Genomic DNA, 22,038 nt, shown 5'->3' on the forward strand with positions numbered 1-22,038 from the left:
CTGACACCGTAGAAGCCCCCGTCCGGGCCGTCAATGGTCTGAACCATTGCCGGGTCATTGCCGAGTCATTGCCGGGCCCCGTGCCCCCGTGCCCCGCGGGTCAGGGAACCAGGACGATCTTGCCGCTGACGGTCCCGGACTCCGCCAGCCGCAGGGCCTCGGCCGCCCGGGCGAGCGGGAGCCGGGCGGCGATCCGGGCGGTGACGTCACCGCGGGCGACGGCGGCGAACACCTGGGCGAGGTCGGACCGGAGGCGGGCGCGGAAGCGGTCCCGGCCGAGGGCGCGGCCGGCCCAGATGTTGTAGAAGTGGGCGCGGCGGCCGTTGGGCAGGGTGTTCCAGAGCCAGGTGCGGGCGAGGATCTTCAGCACGGGCCACTGCTTGGAGCCGGTGTCGTCGCGGGTGGAGGCGCTGCCGTAGGCGACGAGCGTGCCGCCGGGGGCGAGCAGGCGCCAGGAGTCGATCACGCTGCGCCCGCCGACGTGGTCGAACACGGCGTCCACCCCGCCGGGCGCCAGCTCCCGGACCCGGGCCGCCACGTCCTCCGTGCGGTAGTCGACCGGGGTCGCGCCGAGCTCCCGCAGGGCGTCGTGGTGTCGCGCGGACGCCGTGCCGATCACCTGCACGCCGGCCGCGCGCGCCAGCTGGACCAGGACGGAGCCCACCCCGCCGGAGGCGCCGTGCACCAGGATCCGCTGCCCGGCGCGCACCCGTGCCCGGCGGTGCAGCAGCTGCCAGGCCGTGATGCCGTTGACCACCACGGTCTCCGCCTCGGCTGCGGTGAGGCCGTCCGGGACGGGCACGGCGTCGGCGGCGTCGACGGTCACGTGGCTGGCCCATCCGCCGACCTTCATCAGCGCGGCCACCCGCTGCCCGGCCAGCCCCGGGTCGACGCCCTCGCCGGTGGCCAGCACCCGGCCGACCAGGTCGTAGCCGGGGACGAACGGGAACGGCGGCTGGTCGTAGTACCGGCCGCGGCGCATCTGCTGCTCGGCGAACGAGACGCCGCTCGCCTCCATGGCGATCAGGACCTGCCCCCGGCCGGCCCGCGGTACGGCTCCGTGCCGGATCTCCAGGCCCTCCGGCGCCACGATGCCCGGCAGTACGACCTGGACGAGGCGTTCGGTGTCCATGACGCCCTCCTTCTCGGTAGATGTTGTTGCCTTCGTTAGAAGTTATAACGAACGGCGTTGGTGAGAGTCAAGAGGGGGAGTGATAGCCTCTAACGAGATGGTGATGTCGTCGTCGTGAGGTCTGGAGGCGGCCATGGGCGCGTCGGATGTGAGGACTCCCCGGGAGCGCTACCGCGCCCAGGTGCAGGAGGAGATCAAGGAGCGGGCCTGGGAGCAGATCGCCACCGCCGGGGCCTCCGCGCTGTCCCTCAACGCCATCGCCAAGCGGATGGGCATGAGCGGCCCGGCCCTCTACCGGTACTTCGCCAGTCGCGACGAGCTGATCACCGAACTCGTCCGGGACGCCTACCGGAGCCTCGCCGACGCCTTCCAGGCCCGCGCCGCCGCGGGTACCGACGTGGCCGGGCTGGCGCAGGCCCTGCGCGGGTGGGCCCTGGACGACCCCCAGCGGTACCTGCTCGTCTACGGCACCCCCGTGCCCGGCTACCGGGCGCCCGAGGACACCACCCGGATCTCCGTCGAGATCATGGCCGTCCTGCTCGATGCCTGCGCCGCCGAACAGCCGCCCGTCGAGAAGTCACCCGCGGAGCAGTCACCGGCCGTGCCGCCGTCCCCGTTCGACGCCCACCTCGCCGAACACCGGGCCTGGGCCGGGGGGCACCCGGCCCCGCCGGCGGTCCTCCGCCTGGCCCTCGCCGTCTGGACCCGGCTGCACGGCGTGCTCTCCCTCGAACTCGCCGGCCACTTCACCGGCATGGGATTCGACCCCGCCGAGCTCTACGCCGCCGAACTCCGCTCGCTCACCGGCCGCTGACGGCGCGGCGCGGGCCCGTGTTCGCGGACGGACAGGGCCCCGGGCGGCCGTGTGGCGCCCGGGGCCCGTCGGAGGTCAGGCGTCGGAGTAGCTGAGGTCACCCACCGTCCAACTGCTCACGTCCTCGATGGCGATCCGGTACATGCCGCCGGTATGGGGCAGTCCGAAGTCGCCCTGGAGGATCCGCGCCCGGTGCAGGTGCAGGTGCGTCGGCCGTGCGGGCGCGCCGGCGGAGGGCGGGGAGAAGAGGGCGGCGAACGGCTTCAAGTGCTGTGAGGTGTGCAGGACTTCCGACACCCGCTCGAACCAGAGGTCCATCGGTGCGAGCCGGCCGGTGATGACCGCTCCGGGGACGACCACGGTCAAGGACATCTGGTTGCTGTGCTCGGACTCCACCATGGCGGCGATGTCAACGAGGAGCTCATCAGAGTTCGACATGCACCCAGACTATTGCGCCGCCGCCGGCTTCGGTGGCCTCGTGCACGGTTCGGCGCAGGCCGGGCGCGTGACCGTGCGCGCGGCCTGTCCTACGGCCTACGCACGGTCCGGCGTCCTGGGGAAGGTCTCGTGGATCGTTCCGGGGCCCGGGCCCTGGTGTCCCGGGGGGAGCCCCGGGTCAGAGCTTCCACATCTCGGCGTACGGAGGGGTGAGTCGCTCCTGGCGGGAGCCGAAGTCGACGAGGACCGCGATGTCGCTGCCGTCCTCGACGTCGACGACCCGGCCGAGGCCGTGCTTGTCGTGGGTGACCCGGTCGCCCGCGGCGAACCGCTTGCGGGGCACCTCGGCCGGGGCTTTGAAGGGACTGGTGGGCAGGTGGCGCCGGACTGCCGGTGATTTCGTCATCCCGATCAGTATGCTCCGAAAAACCGGGGAGCGGACCCTTCCGGAGGGCCGGAACCCCGCCGGGTGACAGGGCACGACCAGCCGGCCCTGGCTCGGCGGACCCGCCCGGCCCGAAAAAATTCTTCGCCCGACCGGGCCCCGCCGCCGGTGTCCCAACTGCCGTGGCGGCACCACCCGTTGCCGAGCCCGTCGGCGGGCGAGCCGCTCCCGTGGGGGAGGGGCCGGAAAGACCGGCCGCGGAATGTCCACCGCGACGAGCCCGGGCCTGCTACAGTCGATTTAGTTGCAGTAGTGGTTCCCATGAACTTTGTGTGCGCCTGCTGATGTATTGCAGGCGCATTTTTTGTTTTCCGGCTCTTTCCCCGGCGGGTGCTCATCGCGGCGACTCGACGGTCCGCACGGTGCGGACTTCGTACAGTCTCTCGAAGGAGATTTTTTTATGGCTACTGGTACCGTGAAGTGGTTCAACGCGGAAAAGGGCTTCGGCTTCATCGAGCAGGAGGACGGCGGCGCTGACGTCTTCGCCCACTACTCGAACATCAACGCCCAGGGCTTCCGTGAGCTGCTCGAGGGCCAGAAGGTCGAGTTCGACGTCACGCAGGGCCAGAAGGGCCCGCAGGCCGAGAACATTCGCCCGCTGTAGTTCTCTGCCACGGCACTCGCCTGGTAGCGAGGGGCCCGCACCGTGCACTACGCCCGGTGCGGGCCCCTCGGCCGTTCCACCCCCGAATCGCCTCCGGCCGTCCTGGCCGCCCCGGCCGTACCGGGCCCTGTGGATCCGCCTTCGGCCGTCGTCCGCCGTCCCGCGCGGGCCGTGTCGCGCCGACCGCGCACCGGCGCCCGCCCACCGGCGGCTGCACCGTCCATGCCTCGCCCGGCCGCATCGTTCGCGCCCCGCCCGGCACATCTCCGGCCCGTTTCTTGTGATCTCCGCGCGCCCGTGCAGCGGAGCCTTCCTCGCGACGTGCCGTCTTGAGGAAGGTTCCGTATGAACCGCTCGAATCGCCCGTCGCACCGCAGCCCGCACCGCCGGACCGGAGCCCCGAACCGGGCCCAGGGCCGATCCTCCCAGCAGGAGTTCGAACTCCCGGTCAGCACCACCCCCGCCCTGCCCGCCGTCGAGTCGTTCGACGAACTGGACATGCCCGCGGCCCTGTTGAAGACGCTGACCCGCCAGGGCGTCACCTCGCCGTTCCCCATCCAGGCCACCACGCTGCCGAACTCGCTGGCCGGCCGTGACGTGCTCGGCCGGGGCCGGACGGGCTCCGGCAAGACCATCGCCTTCGGCCTCGCGGTGCTGGCCCGCACCGCCGCCCGTGCCGCCGGCCGCAGGGCCGAGCCGGGCAGCCCGCTGGCCCTGGTACTGGTCCCCACCCGCGAACTCGCGCAGCAGGTCACCGAGGCGCTCACCCCCTACGCGCACTCGGTGCGGCTGCGGATGGCGACCGTGGTGGGCGGGATGTCGATCGGCCGCCAGTCCCAGGTGCTGCACCGGGGCGCCGAGGTCGTCGTCGCCACCCCCGGCCGGCTGAAGGACCTGATCCAGCGCGGTCACTGCCGACTGGACGACGTCGGCATCGCGGTCCTGGACGAGGCCGACCAGATGGCCGACCTCGGCTTCCTGCCGCAGGTCACCGAGCTGCTCGACCAGGTCTCCGCCGACTGCCAGACGCTGCTCTTCTCCGCGACCCTGGACCGCAACGTCGACCGGCTGGTGCGCCGCTTCCTCAAGGACCCGGTCACCCACTCGGTGGATCCGTCGGCCGGAGCGGTCACCACCATGGAGCACCACGTGCTGCATGTGCAGAACCACGACAAGAACACCCTGATCGTCCGCATCGCGGCCCGGGACGGCGGGGTGATCATGTTCACCGACACCCGGGACCGTGCCGACGCGCTGGTCGATGACCTGCTCGCCAACGGGGTGAAGGCTGCGGCCCTGCACGGCGGCAAGTCCCAGCCCCAGCGCACCCGGACCCTGGAGCAGTTCCGCACCGGCCAGGTCACCGCGCTGATCGCCACCAACGTCGCCGCGCGGGGGATCCACGTGGACGGCCTCGACCTGGTCGTCAACCTGGACCCGCCGGTCGACCACAAGGACTACCTCCACCGGGGCGGCCGCACCGCCCGGGCCGGCGAGTCCGGCACCGTCGTCACCCTCGTCCTGCCCAGCCAGCGCCGCCAGATGGCCCGGCTGGCGGCCACCGCCGGGATCGCCCCCACGGCCACCCGCGTCCACTCCGACGACGACGAACTCGCCCGCCTCACCGGCGCCCGCGTTCCGACCGGCATCCCCGTGACGATCCCCGACCCGGTCGTCGAGCGTCCCCGCCGCTCCGCCCGGGGTGCCGTCGGTGGCGGGCGCCGCCGCCCTGCCGGCGCTGCCGCCGCCCGTCATCCGCGTTCCGTGAGGTCCGCCGCGCGGTCCTGACCCGGTTCGTGCCGGTCCCGGTACGACGGCCCCGTGCTCCTCGCCCCGACGGGCGGTGGAGCATGGGGCCGCTCGCGTTCAGGCCCGGGGCGGGCCGCCTTCCTCGGCGAGCAGGAAGTCGAGGGCCGGCCGGGTCCGGTCCCTGAGCAGGTGGCCGACCTCGGGGAGGAAGGTGACCGACACCCGGGGGGCGGCCCGCTGGAGCCGGCGGCGGGTGTCGTGGGAGTCGATGAGCCGGTCGCGGCCACCGATGGTGACCTGCACCGGCATCTCCAGGCCCGCCAGGTCGTCGTCGGTGACGACCGGCAGCTTCTCCCGCCGCGGCCGGAAGTGCTGGTGGATGAGCAGCACGTACTCGCCGAAGGCGCGTTCCTCTGCCGTGGGCGGGACGGTGGTGGGGGCGGGGCCCAGGGCCAGCCTCAGCATCGTGCGCCGCCCCCAGTCCCCGAACGGCAGCACGAACAGTGCGGCGACCAGGACCCCCCGCTTCTGGCGGCCGATCCCGCAGGGGCAGCGCAGCGCCAGCCGGTCCACCCGCTGCGGGCGGCGGATGGCGTAGTCGAGGGCCAGCAGCCCGCCCAGCGACGTCCCCACGAAGGCGGCGTGTTCGACGCGCAGCGCGTCCAGCACGTCGTCCAGCCACAGCGCGTGCGCGTCGGAGTGCAGTTCGGGGCGCACGGGGGCGCTCAGGCCGGGCTCGCCGATCACGTCGACGGCGTAGACGCGGAAGTGCCGGGCCCACAGGGCCACGTCGTCCGCCCACATCGCCGCGTTCGCCCCGGACCCGTGCAGCAGGACCAGGGGCGCCGCGTCCTCGGGGCCGCAGGCCAGGACGAAGGTCGAACCCTGGCGGGTGGGGACGTGCAGCCGTTCGGCGGGCACGGGCCAGCGGTCCAGGAGGGCGGTGTACTCCTGGGCGAGGACGCGGGCGCCCTCGTCGGAGGTGTAGATGGTCATGCCGTACTCCAGCTCGCTCGATAGGTTGGTATCTATCCTTAAACTACCGTGAGGAGTGAAGTAAAGGTGATTTTAGGGAGTGATGGGGAGTGGATCACCTTGGGCGGAAATGACTCCGGCCCGGCCGCCGTGGGGGCGACCGGGCCGGGAGGCTGGAAGGCTCAGGAGCGTTTGGGCGGCAGCACGGCCAGGGCGAGGAGGAGCACCAGGACGCCGCCGCAGGCGTTCCAGAAGCCGTTCTCCAGATCGCCGATCCCGAGCGAGAGCGGCTTCACCTCCCGTCCCTTCTGGTACACCCAGAGCACGCCGGTGACCACCGCGACCACGGCGGCCAGGAGCAGGCCCGGGCGCGAGCGCACCAGCAGCGCCAGCACCGCGATCGCCGCGGCGACGGCCAGGAGCAGGAACATCGACATGCCGGTCGACGTGGTGCGGGTGGGTGACATGCCCCGGAACAGGTCGGCGACCGGTACGGACCTCGGATCGCTCTTGGCGTACCAGGGCTGGAACGAACTGAGCACCAGCCCTGCCGCGCCGGCCAGGGCCAACAAGCTTGCTACGACGGTTCGCATGGGACGGGACCCCCACTTTCCTCTTGGTCGTGTTCCTCATGGCCGGCCGATCGTCATCACGATCGGCGCCCCCGCCTGGAGCATGCCATGGACAACCGGCCGGTCGGTGCCCAACAGTCGGATCAACGCCACAAGTTGGGCGATGGCCGGGTGTGGCGCGCGAGCCCGCGGAGCGCCGGAGCGCCGGAGCGCCGGGGCGGCGGGGCGCCGGGGCGGCGGGGCGGCGGGGCGGCGGTCGGGAGGCCGTCGGGAGGCCGTCGGGAGGTCAGAAGATCGAGCAGCCGGAGAGGGTGGTCAGGGCGTCCAGGGCGGTGACCGCGGCCACCGAGTTGCCGGCCTGGTCCAGCCGGGGGCCCCAGGCGCAGACCGCGGCCCGCCCGGGCAGTATGGCGAGGATGCCGCCGCCCACGCCGCTCTTGCCCGGCAGCCCGACCCGGAAGGCGAACTCGCCCGCCGCGTCGTAGGTGCCGCAGGTGAGCAGGACGGCGTTGACGCGCTTGGCCTCGCTGCGCGACATCAGCCGGGTGCCGTCGGTGCGCACCCCGTAGCGGGCCAGGAAGGAGCCGGCCAGGACCAGGTCCCGGCAGCTGGCGGACACCGCGCAGTGCGCGTAGTAGTGGTCGAGGACGGTCTCGACCGGGTTCTCCAGGTTGCCGTGGCTGGCGATGAAGTGGGCCAGGGCGGCGTTGCGGTGGCCGTGCTCGGCCTCGGACGCGGCCACGACCGGATCGGTGTCGAGCAGCGGGTTGCCGGACTCCCGGCGGAGGAACTCGCGGACCGTCCCGGCGGCGTCGCCCGTCATGGTCTGCAGGCGGTCGGTCACCACGAGCGCGCCGGCGTTGATGAACGGGTTGCGCGGGATGCCGTGCTCGCTCTCCAACTGCACCAGCGAGTTGAAGGGATTGCCGGACGGCTCCCGCCCCACCCCGCGCCAGACCGTGTCCCCGCCGTACGCCAGGGCCAGTGCCAGGGTGAACAGCTTCGAGACGCTCTGGACGGAGAACGGCTGCTCCCAGTCCCCGACCCCGTACAGCTCGCCGTCGACGGTGGCCACCGCCATGCCGAAGGCGTCCGGGTCGACCGTGGCGAGGGCCGGGATGTAGTCGGCGACATGCCCTTGGTCGCCGGTCGCCCGCGCGGCCGCCGCCGCGGCATCCAGCAGCAGCCGGTAGTCGAGGTTCTCTCCGGCGGGCATACCGTTCAACGCTGTTCCTCCATGAGCACGATCAGGACCACGACCTGGTCCGATACAGGATTATCCGTGCTCCGGCATGCGCGGATGAGCACCGAGGGCGAGGTCGGCGCCCGCGGGAGGGGCGGCCGGGGAGGCCTCGGGCGTCCGTCGATCCCCGGACCCGCCCAAAACGCAACTCGGTCATTCTCTTAACTGGGTTCAGTTATGCTGCTCCGTGCGTACGTGCTCCGTGCGTACGTGCTGCGGGCGCACGGCCGGGCGGAACCGGTGGCAGGGAAGTGACGGGGAAAGGGGTGCGGCGATGGCGGGAGACCTCCGGCGCGCGGACGGCGAGCGGACGGCGGCCGGCCTCGACGGGGAGCTGGAAGGCGAACGGGCCCATGTCGAGGCCTGCCGGGCGGCACTGGCCCGGCAGGTCGAGGACGCGGACCACCAGGTCGTCGCCGCGGAGGACGTCTCCGGCGACGGTGCCGGCGCGGAGGCCCTCGGCCGCTACCTGCGGACCCGGGCCCGGCGGATGCGGGAACTGCCGCAGAGCCCGGCATTCTTCGGCCGGCTCGACTTCGACGACGCCCCGGAGACCGGCGACCACCGGCGCCAGCGCTACCACGTGGGCCGCCGCCGGATCTCGGCCGACCCGGCCGCGCCGCCGCTGGTGATCGACTGGCGGGCCCCCGTCTCCCGGGCGTTCTACCAGGCGAGCGCCGACCGGCCGCTCGGCCTCGCGAGGCGACGGCGCTTCGGCTGGGCGCCGTCGAGCCCCGGCGCGCCCGAGGACCTCACCGGCCTGGAGGACGAGTACCTGAGCCGCGCCGAGGCGCGGGGTGGGCGGCGAGGCGCCGGCGGCATCCTCACCGCCGAGATCGAACGCCCACGGACCGGGCCGATGCGTGACATCGTCGCCACCATCCAGCCCGAGCAGGACACGCTGGTGCGCGGCGGGCTGACCGAGTCGGTGTGCGTCCAGGGCGCGCCGGGCAGCGGCAAGACCGCCGTCGGCCTGCACCGCGCCGCCTACCTGCTCTACACCTTCCCCCAGCGGATCCAGCGCGGTGGCCTGCTGGTCGTCGGCCCGAACCCGACCTTCCTGCGCTACATCGCCGAAGTCCTGCCCGCGCTCGGCGAGATCGACATCGCCCAGTGCACCGTCGAGGACCTGGTGGCCACGCACCCCGTCCAGGCGGACGACGACGAGCGGGCCGCCGTGGTCAAGCAGGACGCCCGGATGGCGGCCGTGCTGCGCCGGGCGCTGTACGGGCGGGTCGGCGCGACCGGCTCCGAGGCGTTGGTCGTCCCGGACGGCTCCTACCGCTGGCGCGTCCCGGCGGACGAACTGGACCGGATGGTCGCCGAACTGCGCGAGCAGGACGCGCCGTACGCGATCGGCCGGGAAAACCTCCGCACCCGGGTGGTGGCCGCACTCCAGGACCGGGCCGAGCGGCGGTCCGGGATCAAGGGTGGAGCCTGGCGGACGAGGATCGGCCGCTGCCGGCCGGTGGCGGCCTTCCTCGACGCGGCGTGGCCCGCGCTGCGCCCGGAGGCGGTGCTGGCGGCCCTGCTCGGTGACCCCGCCGTCCTGGCCGAGGCCGCGGACGGCCTGCTCGCCCCGGCCGAGCAGGCGGCGATCCGCTGGCACCGGCCGCCGCGCTCGCCGAAGAGCGCACGCTGGTCCGGGCACGACCTGCTGCTGCTCGACGAGGTGGCCGGGCTGATCGAGCGGCCGGCCGGCTTCGGCCACGTGGTGGTCGACGAGGCGCAGGACCTCTCGCCGATGCAGTGCCGGGCGATCGCCCGCCGCAGTGCCTTCGGTTCGCTCACCGTCCTCGGCGACCTCGCGCAGGCGACCGCGCCGTGGTCGGCGCGCAGCTGGCCCGAGCAACTGGCCCACCTGGGCAAGCCGCAGGCGGCCGTGGTCCCGCTGACCACCGGTTTCCGGGTGCCGGCGGCCGTGCTGGCCCTGGCCAACCAACTGCTCGCCGCGCTGGACGTGGGAGTCCCGCCGGCCCGCTCGCTGCGCCAGGACGGCGAACTGACGGTACGTCAAGTCGGTGACCCGGGGCGGTCGGTGGTGGAGGCGGTGCGCGGCGCGCTGGAGCGGGAGGGGTCGATCGCGGTCATCGCCGCGGACGCGGAGGCCCCGGGGGCCGCCTCGGCACTGCGGGAGGCCGGGGTGGCGGCCGCGTCGGCGGCGGAGGTCGGCACCCCGGCGCGGGTCACGGTGCTACCGGCCTCGCTGGTCAAGGGACTTGAGTACGACCATGTGATCGTGCTGGAGCCCGCCGCCATCGTCGAGGCCGAACCGCGCGGCCTGCACCGCCTCTATGTGGTCGTGACCCGGGCGGTGTCCCGGCTGGACGTACTGCACGCCCGTCCGCTGCCGGCCGCCTGGTCCTGACGCCAGCCGGGCGGCCGGCCGCGGACGGGAGGGGTGGGCCGTCAGGGAGCGGAGGTGGGGGCCTGGACGGGCGGGCCGGTGAGCAGGGTGCCGGTGTCGGAGTAGGGCCAGCCGTTCGGGACGCAGCCGTGCAGGCCCTTGATCTGCTGCATCATCACCGGTGCCGGCGCGCCCGCGCCCGGGCAGTCGACGTGGCCGTTGCCGAGGATGTGGCCGACCTCGTGGTTGACGGCGAGCGCGTGGTAGAGCTCGGGCTTGCCGACGTAGAACTCCGACAGCTCCGTCCAGCGCTTGAGGTTGATGACGACCTGGTGGCCCACGCCGCAGTTCACCGTGCCGCCGGTGTCCAGGCCGTACTGGCCGCAGATCCGGTCGGTGGTCTCCGGGGTGGCCAGGTAGACGGTGAAGTCCACCGGGTCGGCGGGCATGCGCTGGAAGGAGGCGGTGCCACCGGCGGCCCAGCCGTACTGGACGTTCCCGAGGACCGCGTCGACCTCGGTGGCGAACTGCCCGGGGCTCTCGGCGATCCCGTTCTCCGCCCGCACCTTGTAGCGGTACAGGTGCTCGCCGGTGCCGAAGCGGGGTGAGTCGCCGGCGGCCGTGGTGAACTGCATCGGCTTCTGCCCCTCGCCCGGGGCCCACGGGTGCCACCACAGCAGGCCGGCGGTCACGGCGCCGGCCACCACCAGGGCGAGCGCGCCGTGCCAGAGCCGCAGGCGCCGGAATCCGGTGAACCTCTTCATCGGCTGCCCCCGGCTGCGAGGCGCGCCCTCGCTCCGGTGGTCGGGTCGGGTCCGGTGGACCCGCCGGGTATGGAGGTGTGGGGCGTCGGGGTGGGCATGGCGGTGAAGGGCTCCTGGGCGGGTCCGGTCGGGATCAGACGAGTCTAGGCGGAGTTCGGACGGGGTTCGGTCGCGGAAAGGAAGGGCGTTATGGGGAGGAACGGGCGAAAGCGGACCACCGGTTCAGCCGGTCGGTGACGACCCGTCGGTCGCGCGGACCGATCGGTTCCCGGAACCACTCGAAGGTGCCACCCGTGCGGCGTGTCCCTCGGCGTCGGCGGCGCTTTCCGCTGTCGTGGTGCACGTTGATCACCGGCCGCGTCCGAGCGGGCCCGGCCGGGCTTCCCCACCCCACCTCACCTCACCGGAGGCACCACCATGTCCATCACCACCGTCCTCACCGTCGACGGCATGAGCTGCGGCCACTGCGAGAGGACGGTCAGCGCCGGGCTGGCCGCCCTCCCCGGCGTCACCGGGGTCAGCGCCGACGCGCCGACCGGCCGCGTCACCGTGGCGTCCGCGCAACCGCTCGACGACGCCGTGCTCCGTGGCGCGGTCGCCGGGGCCGGGTTCACCTTCGTCGGCCGGGGCTGACCCGCCCCCGGCAACCGGCCGAGGGGGAGGGGCGGCCCGGGGCCTGTCCGGCGGATCCGCCGGACAGGCCCCAGGCACCCGGGCCGTCCACCGGCGTCAGCCCATGCTCTTCGCGCCGTCCAGGGCCTCGCGGATGATGTCGGCGTGGCCCGCGTGCTGGGCGCTCTCGGCGACGATGTGCATCAGCACCCGGCGGGCCGACCACTCGGTGTCGGCCTCGAACCAGGGGGCCTTCGGCAGCGGCTGGGTGGCGCCCAGATCGGGGAGGGTGGCGACCAGGTCGTCGGTGCGGCGGGCCACCTCGGCGTACTCGGCCAGGACGCCGGCCAGCGTCTCGCCGGGCAGCAGGCGGAACTCGTCCGCACGGCGGGCGAAGTCGGCCTCGGTGAAGCTGCTGAAATCGGGCATGGCGGACGGGCCTTCCACGATGAAGGCCACCCAGAACCGCTCGACCGCGCTCACGTGCTTGATCAGGCCGCCCAGGCACAGTGCGCTGGCGGTGGTCCGCAGGCCGGCCTGCTCGTCGGTGAGGTCGCGGGTGGTGAAGCGCAGGAAGTGCCGCTGCTTGGCCAGGGCCGCCAGCAGGTCGGCGCGCTCGCCGGTGGTGGTGCTGTTGTTCGGGGTCGCGGTGCTGGTCATGGTGGTGGCCTTCCGTTCGGTTCCTGCTCCTTCGGACAAGGTCCACGCTAAACGCGATAGCGGCCACTTTCTGGCCTGAATTCCGGGATGATCGGGGTCATGGCGAACACCAGCACCCGGACGCTGCGACTGCTCTCCCTGCTCCAGACCCACCGTTACTGGCCCGGCGAGGAACTGGCCGACCGGCTCGGGGTCTCGATCCGCACCCTGCGCCGCGACATCGACCGCCTGCGCGAACTCGGCTACCCCGTGGAGGCGCAGCGCGGCGTCGACGGCGGCTACCAGCTCGCCGCGGGCGCCGCCCTGCCCCCGCTGGTGATCGACGACGAGGAGGCGGTCGCCCTGGCCGTGGGCCTCCAGGCCGCGGCGGAGAGCCCGGTGGAGGGCATCGCCGAGGCCTCGGTGCGGGTGCTGGCCAAGGTGGTGCAGGTGATGCCCGCCCGGCTGCGGCACCGGGTCGAGGCGCTGCGTGCGGTGACCGTCCCCGTCGGCGGGGGCGCCACGGCCGGGCCGGGCGTCGACCCGGACCGGCTCACCGTGGTCGCGCTGGCCTGCCGGGACACCGAGCGGCTGCGCTTCTCCTACACCGCCGCCGACGGCCGGCACGCCGAACGGCAGGTCGAACCGCACCGGCTGGTGTGCCTGCACCGCCGCTGGTACCTGGTCGCCTACGACCTCGACCGGCAGGACTGGCGCACCTTCCGGCTCGACCGGCTGAGCGCGCCGCAGGGCGGCGGCGTCCGGTTCGGGCCCCGTTCGCTGCCCGCCGCCGACGCCGCCGAGTTCGTCCGGGCCGGTCTCAACGGCGTACCGCGCCCGTACCGGGTGGCGGCGCTGGTGAACGCCCCGGCCGCGACCGTCCGCGCACGGGTCGGCCGGTGGGGCACCGTCGAGGAGGTCGACGCCGGGCGCTGCCACCTGGAGATGACCGCCGACTCCCTGGACTGGCCGGCCATGGCGCTCGGCTCGCTGGGCGCGGACTTCCGCGTCCTCGGCCCGCCCGAACTGCTCGACCTCGTCGAGGAGTGGGGCGCGCGGTTCACCCGGGCCGCGCGGGGCGGTGTGGGGGAGTAGGGCACCGGGGCAGGACGTCGGGCGGGCTCGTGCGGGCGGTGGCTGTGCGTGCGGTCGGGTGCTGCGCCCTGGAGCTGATCCTGACCGGGGACCCGGTCCCGGCCGCCCGTGCCGCCGAGATCGGACTGGTCAACGCCGTCGTCCCGGCCGGCGAACTGCTCGACGCGGCACGGGGCCTGGTCGACCGGATCATCCGGCACGCGCCGACCGCGGTGTCCGCCTGCCTGCGGGCCGTCACCCGTGGCATCAACCTGCCGATCGACGAGGGCCTCGCCGTCGAGGCGGCCTGCTTCGCGGCCACCGTGCCGACGGACGGGGTGCGGGAGGGGCTCCGGCGCTTCCTCGACCGCCCGGCGGCCGGCTGAGCCCGGTTCGTGCCCCTGGTCCCGGTGGTTCCGGGCTGGACTCGGCGTTCTTCGGCCAGGACGACGACAACGCGGACGGCCGGGCCATCCGATCGGATGACCCGGCCGTCGCGGCTCACAGCGGCTCGGTGCTTGCCGGGGGCGGGTGCGCTCACCAGGAGACCGGGTAGCGGACGGGATGCCCGCCGATCCGGCCGGGGATCGGCGGCTATAGGTGGGATGTTTCGTCTGTTGGGCAACCGTTGGACACTCCGCGGACGGACGGACGGACGGACGGACGGACGGACGGACGGATGGACAGGCAGACGGGCGGATGGCTGGGGTGGGGCGGTCAGAGCACCGGGGGCTGTATGAGCGTCGCCGGGAGGTAGCCGGAGGAGAGGCCGAGCTGCCAGCCGTGCGCCTGGACGGCGAGTGCGGCCAGGGCGATCGGGAGGACCGGGAGCAGGCTGCGCGGGGCCGCGTCCGGAGCGCTGCTCTCGCGGTGCTGGCCGAGGCGGGCGGCGAGGGCCCGCTCGAAGGTGCTCCGGTCGTCGTCGAGCAGGACGCGCAGCAGCTGCTGGTCCGGCGTGAGCGGACCGGCGGCGTCCAGCGCCCGGGCGGCCGTGGCGCGTTCCTCGGCGTCCGGCTTGCGCAGGGGCACGGGGCCGGGGGCGACCCAGGGTGAGACGGCGGTCGGTACGACGTGGAGGTAGGAGCAGAGCGCGTCCAGCTCGGCGAGGCTCGCCGGATCGGAGGTCGAGTCCAGGTCCGAGTGGGGCAGGCCCTTGCGGACCGAGGGCCCGTAGTCGTCCTTCAGCAGCGGGCCGAGCATGCGGTGGCGCTCCTGGATCAGGCCGCTGATCACGCACATCGCGAAGGCGTCGACCCAGGTGGCGGCCGTGGGGGCGAAGTCGATGGTGTCGCCGAAGCTGGTCTCTTCGCTGGTCAGCGTCTCGCCGATGAACGGGAAGGGGACCTCGAAGTCGCCGCGGGGGAAGCAGCCGAGGGACAGCACACCGAGGGAGCACTCGGCCGCGGTCTCCAGGATGACTCGGGCGGGGTAGCCGCTGAGCGGCCGGCCCTCCAGGGTGAGCGCGCCGATGTGGTCGAGGAGCTCCTCGCCCATCGTCCGGATCTCCTGGATGGCCAGGCGGCCGTAGTGGATCCGGTACCAGCTGGTGAGGGCCCGGTCCTCGATGCCCTCCAGGGCCTGGGTGATCCGCTGGGGTGCGACCTGGTGGCGCGTGACCTCGACGTCCACGATCCGATGCCGCCTTTCCTTGATCGTCTGTTGACGGAACGGCACGCTAGCACCGGCCACCGACAGTCGATCACCCGTACGGACGAGGGGCGGCGGCCCGGCCGCCGCCCCTCGTCCGGGCAGGTCAGAACGCCGAGTTGGCGCACCAGTGCGCGAGCATTTCCTCGTCCCCGCGCACGTCGAGGCGGGCGGAGGCCAGGTCGAGGCGGCCGTACAGGAGCAGCAGCAGATCGGCGGCGCTCGCGCGGACGGTCACGTCGGCCTCCGGGCCCGGGCCGTCCGCGTCGAGCCCGAAGCGGTCGAGCCCGAAGCCGTCGGGCCGCAGGCGGATCAGCCAGTCGCCGTCCGCGGAGGTGGCGCTGCCGTCGGTGCGGGTGAAGCGGATGGTGCGGTCCGCGCCGCGCAGCTCGGCGATCCCCGGGGCGAAGAAAGCGGCGAAGGGCAGGTTGGTGAGGAATTCGGACACCCCGTCGGCGGCCAGCTCCGGGTCGAGTACCGGGGTGCGCCCGAGGGCGAGTTCCGCGTCGGCGCGGTGCACCAGGGTCTCGAACAGCATCCGCCGTACCCAGAAGCGGGCGTGCTGGTCGGCGCCCCAGGCCCACATCGGGGCGTCGAGGTCGGTTTCCGCGAACGTGGCGCCGGCCTCGGCCGCGGCCTCCGCCAGCCAGGCGGGGTAGCCGTCCGGCCCGGTGGGCAGCCGCAGGTCGACCTCGCGGCTGCGGGGCGGCTGCTGGATCCGCTGCCGGAGCAGGACGGTGAACCAGCGCTGCACGCTGCCGGTGTGGCGGGTGAGGTCGGTCAGTGTCCAGCCGGGGCAGGTGGGCACCGGGGTGGCCGGGTCGGCGTCCTGGAGGGCGGCGACGAGCCGGGCGGTCTCCGCGGCGACGGCGGCGCCGTGGTCGATGGTGGTCATGAGGATGCTCGCTCGGTGTCGGGGTGGCGGGGAGGGGAGAAACGATCGGACGAGGGGGAGCGGTCAGGCGAGGGGCTTGTCGACGACGGCCTTGGCGTGGCTGAAGGTGTCGAGGGAGTACTCGCCGTGGTAGCGGCCCATGCCGCTCTCGCCGACGCCGCCGAACGGCAGCTCGGGCATGGCGAGGTGGGAGACCGGCAGTCCGAAGGAGAGCGCGCCGGAGGAGGTCTCCTCGGTCAGCCGCTGCTTGGTGTGCGCGGACTCGGTGAAGGCGTAGAGGGCGAGCGGCTTGTCGCGCTCGTTGATGAAGGCGATCGCCGCGTCGAGGTCGGGCACGGAGACGACGGGGAGGATCGGGCCGAAGATCTCCGCCCGCATCACGGGGGCCTCGGGGGAGACGTCGGCGAGGACGGTCGGGGCGAGGTAGCGGTCGGCGCGGTCGTGGGTGCCGCCGGTGACGGTCCGACCGTCGCCGAGCAGCGCGGTGAGCCGGTCGAAGTGGCGCTCGTTGACGATCCGGCCGTACTCGCCGCCGGTCGCCGGGTCGTCGCCGTACAGCTCCCGGACGGCGTCGGCGAGGTGTGCCTCCAGCGCGGGCGCGCTCTCGCCGATGGCGAGGACGTAGTCGGGGGCGACGCAGGTCTGGCCGGCGTTGAGGAACTTGCCCCGGGCGATCCGCCGGGCGGTGACCGCGAGGTCGACGCCGGGTTCGACCACCACCGGGCTCTTGCCGCCGAGTTCCAGGGTGACCGGGGTGAGGTGCCGGGCGGCGGCTGCCATGACGATCCGGCCGACGGCGCCGTTGCCGGTGTAGAAGATGTGGTCGAAGCGCTGCTCCAGCAGCGCGGTGGTCTCCGGGACGGCGCCTTCGACGACCGCGACGGCCGCCGGGTCGAGGTAGCGCGGGAGCAGTCGGGCGAGCGCGGCGGAGGTCGCGGGGGCGAGCTCGCTGGGCTTGAGGACGGCCGCGTTCCCGGCGGCCAGTGCGCCGACCAGCGGGGACAGGGCGAGCTGGAGCGGGTAGTTCCAGGGCGCGATGATCAGGACCACGCCGAGCGGGTCGCGCACCACGCGGGCCGCGGCGGGCTGGAAGAACTCGGGCACGGCGGCGGGCTTCGGCCGCAGCCACTGCTCCAGGTGGGTGACGGTGTGGTCGAGCTCGTTGAGCGTGAAGCCGATCTCGGTGCGGTAGGCCTCGGCGGTGCTCTTGCCGAGGTCCTCGTGCAGGGCCTGGAGGAACGCCTCGGACTGCTCGGTGAGCAGCGAGCGCAGTGCTGCCAGCTGGGCCTGGCGCCAGGCGAGCGGCTTGGTCCGGCCGGTGTCGAAGGCGGCGCGCAGGCGGGTGACCGTGGCGGCGGCGGTCTCCGGGGTGGCTTCGGAAGCGGCTTCCGGGGTGGCGGCGGGGGTGTGGTTCATGAGGGTCTCGCGGTCCTTCCAGCTGCCTTGAGGTCGTCGATGGTTTATGACCTCAAGCATTCTTGGACGGTAAACCTCAATGGTTGAGGATGTCAAGCAATGTGCCTATGCTCGACACCGTGCACCAGAACCCCCACCCGGACCCACCGGCCACGCCGGGCGAGCTGATGGATCAGCTCGCCCGGGTGGCCGCGGCCTACTACCGCCACTTCGCCTCCGCCGCGGCCGGGCACGGGCTGACCCTGATGCAGGGCAAGACCCTCAGCCTGCTCACCCGGCCGCGCTCCATGCGCGCCCTCGCCGGTCTGCTGTCCTGTGACGCCTCCAACGTCACCGGCATCGTCGACCGGCTGGAGGGCCGCGACCTGGTCCGCCGCGAGCCCGACCCCGCCGACCGCCGGGTCAAGAGCATCGCCCTGACCGACCGGGGCGAGCAGACCGTCCGGCTGATCCGGGCCGACCTGATGTCCGGCCTGACCGCGCTGGAACAGCTCTCCGGCCAGGACCGGGCCGCCCTGGGCGCGCTGCTGGACCGGGCGTTCCCCGAGACGGCGACCCCGCCGGCCTGAGGCCGGGCCGCCGATCCGAGGCGGGGCCGGAGCCCGGTCAGAGCTTCTCGGCCTCGTGGACCTGGTGGAGGTGGACGAGGACGTCGTGGGCCCGTCCGAGGGCGACGGAGGGCAGCGGGTCCTTCGTGAACGTGGACCCGGCCTCGTAGACGGGGCGGGCGGTGTCCAGCCAGTCGCGGACCACGCGCGGGGCGGTGCGCAGGTCGACGTAGTAGTCCTGGCGGCGGACCTGGTCCAGGGTGTACTCGTTCATGCCGGGCGTGGCCGCGGGCACGGTGTTCTTCTCCCAGTCGGTGCCGAGGGCGGCGCCCATGGTGAGGAAGGAGCCCCGGTCGAAGGTGAACCCGATGTTCAGGTACTCCGGGCCGAAGGTGTCGCGCAGGATCGAGCCCTGCGTCTTGGGGTACATCTCGGGATCGCTGGCCAGGTAGCCGACGTGCCCGTTGTGGGCCGAGAGCAGCATCCGGTCGCCGGTGTGGCGCTGCCACCACGCGGTGTTGTCGGCCATGGCCTGGTCGCGGATGACCTCCGCGGCGTTCACCGAGGCCGGGTCGGTGAGTTCGAAGGTGGCGAAGGCGAAGGTCTGGGCGATGATGCGGGCGTGCTGCACGGCCCAGTCGTACTCCTCGCCGCCGTTGCCCCTGGCGGCGGTGACCAGGTCCAGCGCCTGCTGCGCCTTGGCGGCGTTCTCCTTCCGCTCGGCCACCGGCCGCTTCAGGTAGCCGACGGTGTCGTCGAGCGGGCGCAGGCCCGCGTACAGCCCGTCCACGCGCGCCAGGGCCGCGGGGTCGGCCTTGCGCAGGTAGGCGTCGACCCGGGCGAAGACCTCCTCGCCGAGCTTGGGGGCGCCGACGTCGTCGCCCATGAAGTGGACCGGGCGCTCCGGGTGCTGGCGGTTGTACTCGCGCATCCAGCTGATCAGGTCCACGAACTCCTGGCGCTCCCAAGGTGATTGGCCCAGCTCGTCCTTGACGATCTGCCGGGCGTCGCCCTTGCCGTCCTGGAGGAACTTGTCGATCTTCAGGCCCGCCGACCAGCTCATCTCCAGGGCGAAGGTGGTGAAGCCCTTCTCCTGGACCAGGTAGCGGAAGACCCGCTGCTTCATGGTGAAGAACTCGTGCGAGCCGTGCGTGGCCTCGCCGAGGCCCACCACCTTGGCGTCCCCGACCATCGCGCCGAGCGCCCGCAGGTCGCTGGTGCTGCCGCCGGGCTCGGTCGACCGCAGCGGGTGCGCGGACCGCTCCAACGCGCGGACCACCGTGCTCCGTTGGCCGTCCGCCGCAGGGGCGGCGGAGGCCACCGGGGCCAGCAGGGCGGTGCCGGCGGCTGCCACCGTCACCGCGATCAGTCCGCGTCGGCCGACCGTTCGCTTGTTCGCCGTGGTCACGATCTCTCCTCAGTTTCCTTGTCCCGAAAGCTCGGTGAGAAGATCATCGTTCGCGGCGGGGGTGCGGCGCGCTGGGGCCGACCGCCGGGTTCCTCGGGGGGATAACCCCCGACCTGCGTCGATGCGGGCTCCGCCGGGTGGGGCAGACAGGACACTGAGGGGGCCTCTGGCCAGGCTCCTATAAGGTCATGCTCCGCCCGGCCGGGGCCTTGGGAACGGGCCCCGGCAGCCGGACGGAACAACCGGAGGACAGCCCAGCAGGGCGTCAGTCAGTGGCAGAGCCACGACCACCGGAGACCCGGTTACCACTATCAGTGTCAGTGGCGTCCGTTAGGGTGCGGACCGGCGGCCCGGCCACGCGGGTCGGCGCGAGGTGAGGGGGCGTCATGACGGGCGGTACCGAAGGGGCGGGGGGCGAGGAGGGCATCCGGTGGCTCGCGGACGCCGGGTGCTCCGTCGACGGCGTCCTGTTCGCCCGGGGGATACCGCCGCAGGAGCTCGCCCGCCGGATGGGCGCCGATCCGGCCGCCGCGGCCGGGCCGCTCAGCGGCACCGAGGTGTGGGACCTCGACATCGAGGTGTTCCGCCCGAGCGACGACGGCGACGGCGTGATCCGGGTCGGCGAGTCCGGTGACTGGTCCTTCGCGGTCGAGTACGGCGACTCCACCGGCGGCGAACGGCTCACCGAGATAGCGCGCGACGGGGTCGAGGTGGTCCACTTCCGCCCGATGCCGGACCACCCGCCGGCACTGCTCGACTACGCCCGCGACGGCGCGGTGCTGTGCGGGTTCGGCCTCGCCGAGGAGCGCTGGCGCTGGGGCCGGGAGCCCGACCTGCTGGTCCCCGAGCTGGTCGCCGCGGGCGTCCTGGAGCCCGACGGGATCACCCGCGGCCCCGGGGGCGAGCCGCCCGCGGCCGTCCGCCGCCGCACCCTCGGCGTGGTCGGGCGGCGGTTCGGGCTGAGCCTGCCCCGGGCCGTCCTCGGCGAGCTGCGGCTGCCGGCGTACGCGGTGCGGGGCAGACCGGGGATGGAGCCGCAGGGTAGTTGAGCCCTGCCGTCCCCGGGCCGTCCCCGGGCCCGCCCCGGGCCGCGCGCCGGACGTCCCGGACGCGTGATCAGCCGGAGCGTGGCCCGGTTCGGCCGGCCCGGGCCTCCAGGTAGCGCCGCTCGGCGAGGCTGGCGGTGGCCTTCGCGGCGCGCCGGTAGTGCTCGTGGGCGCCGGTCGGGTCGCCGGCCTTCTCCAGCAGGTGCGCCCGGACGGACAGCAGCCGGTGGTGCCCGGCCATCCGCCCGTCACCGTCCAGGGCGGACAGCAGGGCCAGTCCGGCGGCCGGGCCGTCGGTCTCGGCGAGCGCGATCGCCCGGTTGAGGGTGACCATCGGGTTGGGCGCGATCCGTTCCAGGATCAGGTAGAGGGCGTGCACCTGGGGCCAGTTGGTCTCCTCGGCGGTGGCCGCGTCGGCGTGCGTGGCCGCGATGGCGGCCTGCAACTGGTAGGGCCCCAGGGTCGGCCCGGCCAGCGCCGCCTCGACCAGTGCGACGCCCTCGTCGATCAGCGCCCGGTCCCAGGCCTTGCGGTCCTGCTCGTCCAGCGGCACCAGGTCGCCGGCCGGGGTGGTGCGCGCCTCCCGGCGCGCGTGGGTCAGCAGCATCAGTGCGAGCAGCCCGGTGACCTCGTCGTCCCCGGGCAGCTGCGCGTGCACCGTCCTGGTCAACCGGATCGCCTCGTGCGCGAGGTCGGGGCGGTGCAACTCCGGTCCGGAGGTGGCGGTGTAGCCCTCGTTGAAGATCAGGTAGAGCACGTGCAGCACGACCCGCAGCCGTTCCTCGCGCTCCGCGCCGTCCGGCAGGGCGAACGAGCTGCCGGCGGCCCTGATGCGCTGCTTGGCCCGGCTGATCCTGGCCGCCATGGTGGCCTCCGGCACCAGGAACGCGCGGGCGATCTCGGCGGTGGTCAGACCGCCGACCGCCCGCAGCGTCAGGGCGGTCCGGGAGGCCGCGGTGAGCGTCGGATGGCAGCACAGGAACAGCAGGACGAGCGTGTCGTCGGTGTCCGGCACCTCCGGCGGCACCACCTCGGTGGCCGTCGCCGACTCCCGTTCGCGGCGCGCGCGGTCGCGGCGCAGCTGGTCGATGAGCCGCCGGGCGGCGACGGTCACCAGCCAGCCGTGCGGATTGTCGGGCATGCCCTCGGACGGCCACTGCACGGTGGCGGCGAGGACGGCCTCCTGGACGGCGTCCTCGCACCCTTCGAACCGGCCGTACCGGCGAACCAAGGTGCCGAGGACCTGTGGCGTGAGCGCACGCAGCAGGTCCTCGAAGTCCGGTGCTGTCATGCCTCCAAGTGTCCGTCGGCGAACATCACCTGCCGCACCTCGACCCCCAGGCCCTCGATCGCGGTGTCCGGGATCAGCGCCGCCAGCGCGATCGCCCGCTCCTTGTCCTCGCAGTCGATCAGGTAGAAGCCGCCCAGGTACTCCTTGGCCTCCAGGAACGGGCCGTCGGTCACCACCGGCTGGCCGTTGCGCACGGTCACCACGGCGGCCTGGGCCGGATCGGCCAGTGCCTGGGTGGTGATCAGCTCTCCGGACGCCTTCAGCGCCTCGATGAACTCGCCGTGGCCGTGGCCGATCGCCGCCTTCTCCTCGTCGGTCAGCGCGTCCATCACGGCCGGGTTGATGTGCAGGCTGATCAGGAACTTCATCTCGTGCTCCT

Annotated in this window: 23 protein-coding genes; 9 read left to right on the forward strand and 14 right to left on the reverse strand. The window is 73.5% G+C overall.

The genetic code is table 11. The features are described 5' to 3' along the window. Window positions 1–100: 100 nt before the first annotated feature. On the reverse strand, window positions 101–1,132 hold the full coding sequence (locus ACIP37_RS18285; RefSeq protein ID WP_363631731.1) for a medium chain dehydrogenase/reductase family protein: 1,032 nt from the start codon (window positions 1,130–1,132) through the stop codon (window positions 101–103). A gap of 133 nt (window positions 1,133–1,265) precedes the next feature. On the opposite strand from ACIP37_RS18285, the gene ACIP37_RS18290 reads away from it, so the two are divergent. Beyond that, window positions 1,266–1,946, forward strand: a complete 681-nt coding sequence (locus ACIP37_RS18290) for a TetR/AcrR family transcriptional regulator (RefSeq protein ID WP_363631729.1) — start codon at window positions 1,266–1,268, stop codon at window positions 1,944–1,946. A 75-nt stretch (window positions 1,947–2,021) separates the two neighbouring features. Here ACIP37_RS18290 and ACIP37_RS18295 read toward each other — a convergent pair whose 3' ends face one another. Further along, on the reverse strand, window positions 2,022–2,384 hold the full coding sequence (locus ACIP37_RS18295) for a hypothetical protein (protein WP_363624569.1): 363 nt from the start codon (window positions 2,382–2,384) through the stop codon (window positions 2,022–2,024). A gap of 178 nt (window positions 2,385–2,562) precedes the next feature. Further along, complete coding sequence (locus ACIP37_RS18300; protein ID WP_063350359.1) at window positions 2,563–2,790, reverse strand: hypothetical protein; 228 nt, start codon at window positions 2,788–2,790, stop codon at window positions 2,563–2,565. 439 nt (window positions 2,791–3,229) lie between these two features. Here ACIP37_RS18300 and ACIP37_RS18305 point away from each other — a divergent pair, with 439 nt between their 5' ends. Both ACIP37_RS18305 and ACIP37_RS18310 read left to right on the forward strand, forming a co-directional pair. Continuing rightward, a complete protein-coding gene (locus tag ACIP37_RS18305; RefSeq protein ID WP_063350360.1) occupies window positions 3,230–3,433 on the forward strand; it encodes a cold-shock protein in 204 nt (67 codons plus the stop codon). A gap of 345 nt (window positions 3,434–3,778) precedes the next feature. Further along, window positions 3,779–5,221: a DEAD/DEAH box helicase gene (locus ACIP37_RS18310; RefSeq protein WP_363585823.1), complete on the forward strand. Its 1,443-nt coding sequence runs from the start codon at window positions 3,779–3,781 to the stop codon at window positions 5,219–5,221. A 78-nt stretch (window positions 5,222–5,299) separates the two neighbouring features. Here the strand turns inward: ACIP37_RS18310 and ACIP37_RS18315 are convergent, their stop codons facing one another. From ACIP37_RS18315 to ACIP37_RS18325, 3 genes are all read right to left on the reverse strand, one after another. Next, complete coding sequence (locus tag ACIP37_RS18315; RefSeq protein WP_363631727.1) at window positions 5,300–6,178, reverse strand: alpha/beta fold hydrolase; 879 nt, start codon at window positions 6,176–6,178, stop codon at window positions 5,300–5,302. Between the two features lie 161 nt (window positions 6,179–6,339). Then, window positions 6,340–6,750, reverse strand: coding sequence for a hypothetical protein (locus ACIP37_RS18320; protein ID WP_363585821.1), 411 nt, complete (start codon window positions 6,748–6,750; stop codon window positions 6,340–6,342). 265 nt (window positions 6,751–7,015) lie between these two features. Continuing rightward, entirely contained in the window at window positions 7,016–7,945 is a 930-nt protein-coding gene (locus ACIP37_RS18325; RefSeq protein WP_363585848.1) for a glutaminase, read from the reverse strand. Window positions 7,946–8,246: 301 nt separating this feature from the next. Between ACIP37_RS18325 and ACIP37_RS18330 the strand changes: the two genes are divergently transcribed. Continuing rightward, window positions 8,247–10,340, forward strand: coding sequence for an AAA family ATPase (locus tag ACIP37_RS18330; protein WP_363585820.1), 2,094 nt, complete (start codon window positions 8,247–8,249; stop codon window positions 10,338–10,340). Window positions 10,341–10,381: 41 nt separating this feature from the next. On the opposite strand, the gene ACIP37_RS18335 is transcribed toward ACIP37_RS18330, so the two are convergent. Beyond that, window positions 10,382–11,083 carry a DUF3152 domain-containing protein gene (locus ACIP37_RS18335; RefSeq protein WP_363585819.1) on the reverse strand — a complete coding sequence of 234 codons (702 nt, stop codon included), beginning with the start codon at window positions 11,081–11,083 and terminating at the stop codon, window positions 10,382–10,384. A gap of 417 nt (window positions 11,084–11,500) precedes the next feature. Here ACIP37_RS18335 and ACIP37_RS18340 point away from each other — a divergent pair, with 417 nt between their 5' ends. After that, window positions 11,501–11,716, forward strand: a complete 216-nt coding sequence (locus tag ACIP37_RS18340) for a heavy-metal-associated domain-containing protein (protein WP_363585818.1) — start codon at window positions 11,501–11,503, stop codon at window positions 11,714–11,716. Window positions 11,717–11,812: 96 nt separating this feature from the next. On the opposite strand, the gene ACIP37_RS18345 is transcribed toward ACIP37_RS18340, so the two are convergent. Beyond that, window positions 11,813–12,355: a DinB family protein gene (locus ACIP37_RS18345; protein ID WP_363585817.1), complete on the reverse strand. Its 543-nt coding sequence runs from the start codon at window positions 12,353–12,355 to the stop codon at window positions 11,813–11,815. A 99-nt stretch (window positions 12,356–12,454) separates the two neighbouring features. Here ACIP37_RS18345 and ACIP37_RS18350 point away from each other — a divergent pair, with 99 nt between their 5' ends. Both ACIP37_RS18350 and ACIP37_RS18355 read left to right on the forward strand, forming a co-directional pair. Beyond that, window positions 12,455–13,429 (forward strand): YafY family protein, encoded by a 975-nt coding sequence (locus ACIP37_RS18350; protein WP_363631725.1) that lies wholly within the window; start codon window positions 12,455–12,457, stop codon window positions 13,427–13,429. 38 nt (window positions 13,430–13,467) lie between these two features. Next, complete coding sequence (locus tag ACIP37_RS18355; protein ID WP_400807789.1) at window positions 13,468–13,794, forward strand: enoyl-CoA hydratase-related protein; 327 nt, start codon at window positions 13,468–13,470, stop codon at window positions 13,792–13,794. Window positions 13,795–14,125: 331 nt separating this feature from the next. Here the strand turns inward: ACIP37_RS18355 and ACIP37_RS18360 are convergent, their stop codons facing one another. From ACIP37_RS18360 to ACIP37_RS18370, 3 genes are all read right to left on the reverse strand, one after another. After that, complete coding sequence (locus tag ACIP37_RS18360; protein WP_363631724.1) at window positions 14,126–15,037, reverse strand: immunity 49 family protein; 912 nt, start codon at window positions 15,035–15,037, stop codon at window positions 14,126–14,128. Window positions 15,038–15,161: 124 nt separating this feature from the next. After that, on the reverse strand, window positions 15,162–15,950 hold the full coding sequence (locus ACIP37_RS18365; protein WP_400807792.1) for a maleylpyruvate isomerase family mycothiol-dependent enzyme: 789 nt from the start codon (window positions 15,948–15,950) through the stop codon (window positions 15,162–15,164). A gap of 63 nt (window positions 15,951–16,013) precedes the next feature. Then, window positions 16,014–17,366, reverse strand: coding sequence for an aldehyde dehydrogenase family protein (locus tag ACIP37_RS18370; protein WP_363631721.1), 1,353 nt, complete (start codon window positions 17,364–17,366; stop codon window positions 16,014–16,016). 119 nt (window positions 17,367–17,485) lie between these two features. On the opposite strand from ACIP37_RS18370, the gene ACIP37_RS18375 reads away from it, so the two are divergent. After that, on the forward strand, window positions 17,486–17,935 hold the full coding sequence (locus tag ACIP37_RS18375) for a MarR family transcriptional regulator (protein ID WP_363585811.1): 450 nt from the start codon (window positions 17,486–17,488) through the stop codon (window positions 17,933–17,935). 37 nt (window positions 17,936–17,972) lie between these two features. On the opposite strand, the gene ACIP37_RS18380 is transcribed toward ACIP37_RS18375, so the two are convergent. Then, a complete protein-coding gene (locus ACIP37_RS18380; RefSeq protein WP_363585810.1) occupies window positions 17,973–19,322 on the reverse strand; it encodes an erythromycin esterase family protein in 1,350 nt (449 codons plus the stop codon). A gap of 386 nt (window positions 19,323–19,708) precedes the next feature. Between ACIP37_RS18380 and ACIP37_RS18385 the strand changes: the two genes are divergently transcribed. Further along, window positions 19,709–20,371, forward strand: a complete 663-nt coding sequence (locus ACIP37_RS18385) for a DUF6461 domain-containing protein (RefSeq protein ID WP_363585809.1) — start codon at window positions 19,709–19,711, stop codon at window positions 20,369–20,371. Between the two features lie 67 nt (window positions 20,372–20,438). Here the strand turns inward: ACIP37_RS18385 and ACIP37_RS18390 are convergent, their stop codons facing one another. Both ACIP37_RS18390 and ACIP37_RS18395 read right to left on the reverse strand, forming a co-directional pair. After that, window positions 20,439–21,659 (reverse strand): RNA polymerase sigma factor, encoded by a 1,221-nt coding sequence (locus ACIP37_RS18390; protein WP_400807795.1) that lies wholly within the window; start codon window positions 21,657–21,659, stop codon window positions 20,439–20,441. Further along, on the reverse strand, window positions 21,656–22,027 hold the full coding sequence (locus ACIP37_RS18395) for a YciI family protein (RefSeq protein WP_350883944.1): 372 nt from the start codon (window positions 22,025–22,027) through the stop codon (window positions 21,656–21,658). Before ACIP37_RS18395 ends, ACIP37_RS18390 begins: the two co-directional genes overlap by 4 nt. Window positions 22,028–22,038 lie beyond the last annotated feature (11 nt).

The organism is Kitasatospora sp. NPDC088861 (assembly GCF_044750105.1).
In the GTDB taxonomy this organism is placed as follows: domain Bacteria; phylum Actinomycetota; class Actinomycetes; order Streptomycetales; family Streptomycetaceae; genus Kitasatospora.

Excerpts from the sequence above, each read along its gene's own strand:
- ACIP37_RS18305 (WP_063350360.1), top strand. The coding sequence starts at position 3,230 with ATGGCTACTGGTACCGTGAAGTGGTTCAACGCGGAAAAGGGCTTCGGC.
- ACIP37_RS18350 (WP_363631725.1), top strand. The coding sequence starts at position 12,455 with ATGGCGAACACCAGCACCCGGACGCTGCGACTGCTCTCCCTGCTCCAG.
- ACIP37_RS18365 (WP_400807792.1), bottom strand. The coding sequence starts at position 15,950 with ATGACCACCATCGACCACGGCGCCGCCGTCGCCGCGGAGACCGCCCGG.
- ACIP37_RS18320 (WP_363585821.1), bottom strand. The coding sequence starts at position 6,750 with ATGCGAACCGTCGTAGCAAGCTTGTTGGCCCTGGCCGGCGCGGCAGGG.
- ACIP37_RS18335 (WP_363585819.1), bottom strand. The coding sequence starts at position 11,083 with ATGAAGAGGTTCACCGGATTCCGGCGCCTGCGGCTCTGGCACGGCGCG.
- ACIP37_RS18300 (WP_063350359.1), bottom strand. The coding sequence starts at position 2,790 with ATGACGAAATCACCGGCAGTCCGGCGCCACCTGCCCACCAGTCCCTTC.
- ACIP37_RS18290 (WP_363631729.1), top strand. The coding sequence starts at position 1,266 with ATGGGCGCGTCGGATGTGAGGACTCCCCGGGAGCGCTACCGCGCCCAG.
- ACIP37_RS18295 (WP_363624569.1), bottom strand. The coding sequence starts at position 2,384 with ATGTCGAACTCTGATGAGCTCCTCGTTGACATCGCCGCCATGGTGGAG.
- ACIP37_RS18315 (WP_363631727.1), bottom strand. The coding sequence starts at position 6,178 with ATGACCATCTACACCTCCGACGAGGGCGCCCGCGTCCTCGCCCAGGAG.
- ACIP37_RS18395 (WP_350883944.1), bottom strand. The coding sequence starts at position 22,027 with ATGAAGTTCCTGATCAGCCTGCACATCAACCCGGCCGTGATGGACGCG.
- ACIP37_RS18310 (WP_363585823.1), top strand. The coding sequence starts at position 3,779 with ATGAACCGCTCGAATCGCCCGTCGCACCGCAGCCCGCACCGCCGGACC.
- ACIP37_RS18285 (WP_363631731.1), bottom strand. The coding sequence starts at position 1,132 with ATGGACACCGAACGCCTCGTCCAGGTCGTACTGCCGGGCATCGTGGCG.
- ACIP37_RS18390 (WP_400807795.1), bottom strand. The coding sequence starts at position 21,659 with ATGACAGCACCGGACTTCGAGGACCTGCTGCGTGCGCTCACGCCACAG.
- ACIP37_RS18385 (WP_363585809.1), top strand. The coding sequence starts at position 19,709 with ATGACGGGCGGTACCGAAGGGGCGGGGGGCGAGGAGGGCATCCGGTGG.
- ACIP37_RS18345 (WP_363585817.1), bottom strand. The coding sequence starts at position 12,355 with ATGACCAGCACCGCGACCCCGAACAACAGCACCACCACCGGCGAGCGC.
- ACIP37_RS18330 (WP_363585820.1), top strand. The coding sequence starts at position 8,247 with ATGGCGGGAGACCTCCGGCGCGCGGACGGCGAGCGGACGGCGGCCGGC.
- ACIP37_RS18340 (WP_363585818.1), top strand. The coding sequence starts at position 11,501 with ATGTCCATCACCACCGTCCTCACCGTCGACGGCATGAGCTGCGGCCAC.
- ACIP37_RS18370 (WP_363631721.1), bottom strand. The coding sequence starts at position 17,366 with ATGAACCACACCCCCGCCGCCACCCCGGAAGCCGCTTCCGAAGCCACC.
- ACIP37_RS18325 (WP_363585848.1), bottom strand. The coding sequence starts at position 7,945 with ATGCCCGCCGGAGAGAACCTCGACTACCGGCTGCTGCTGGATGCCGCG.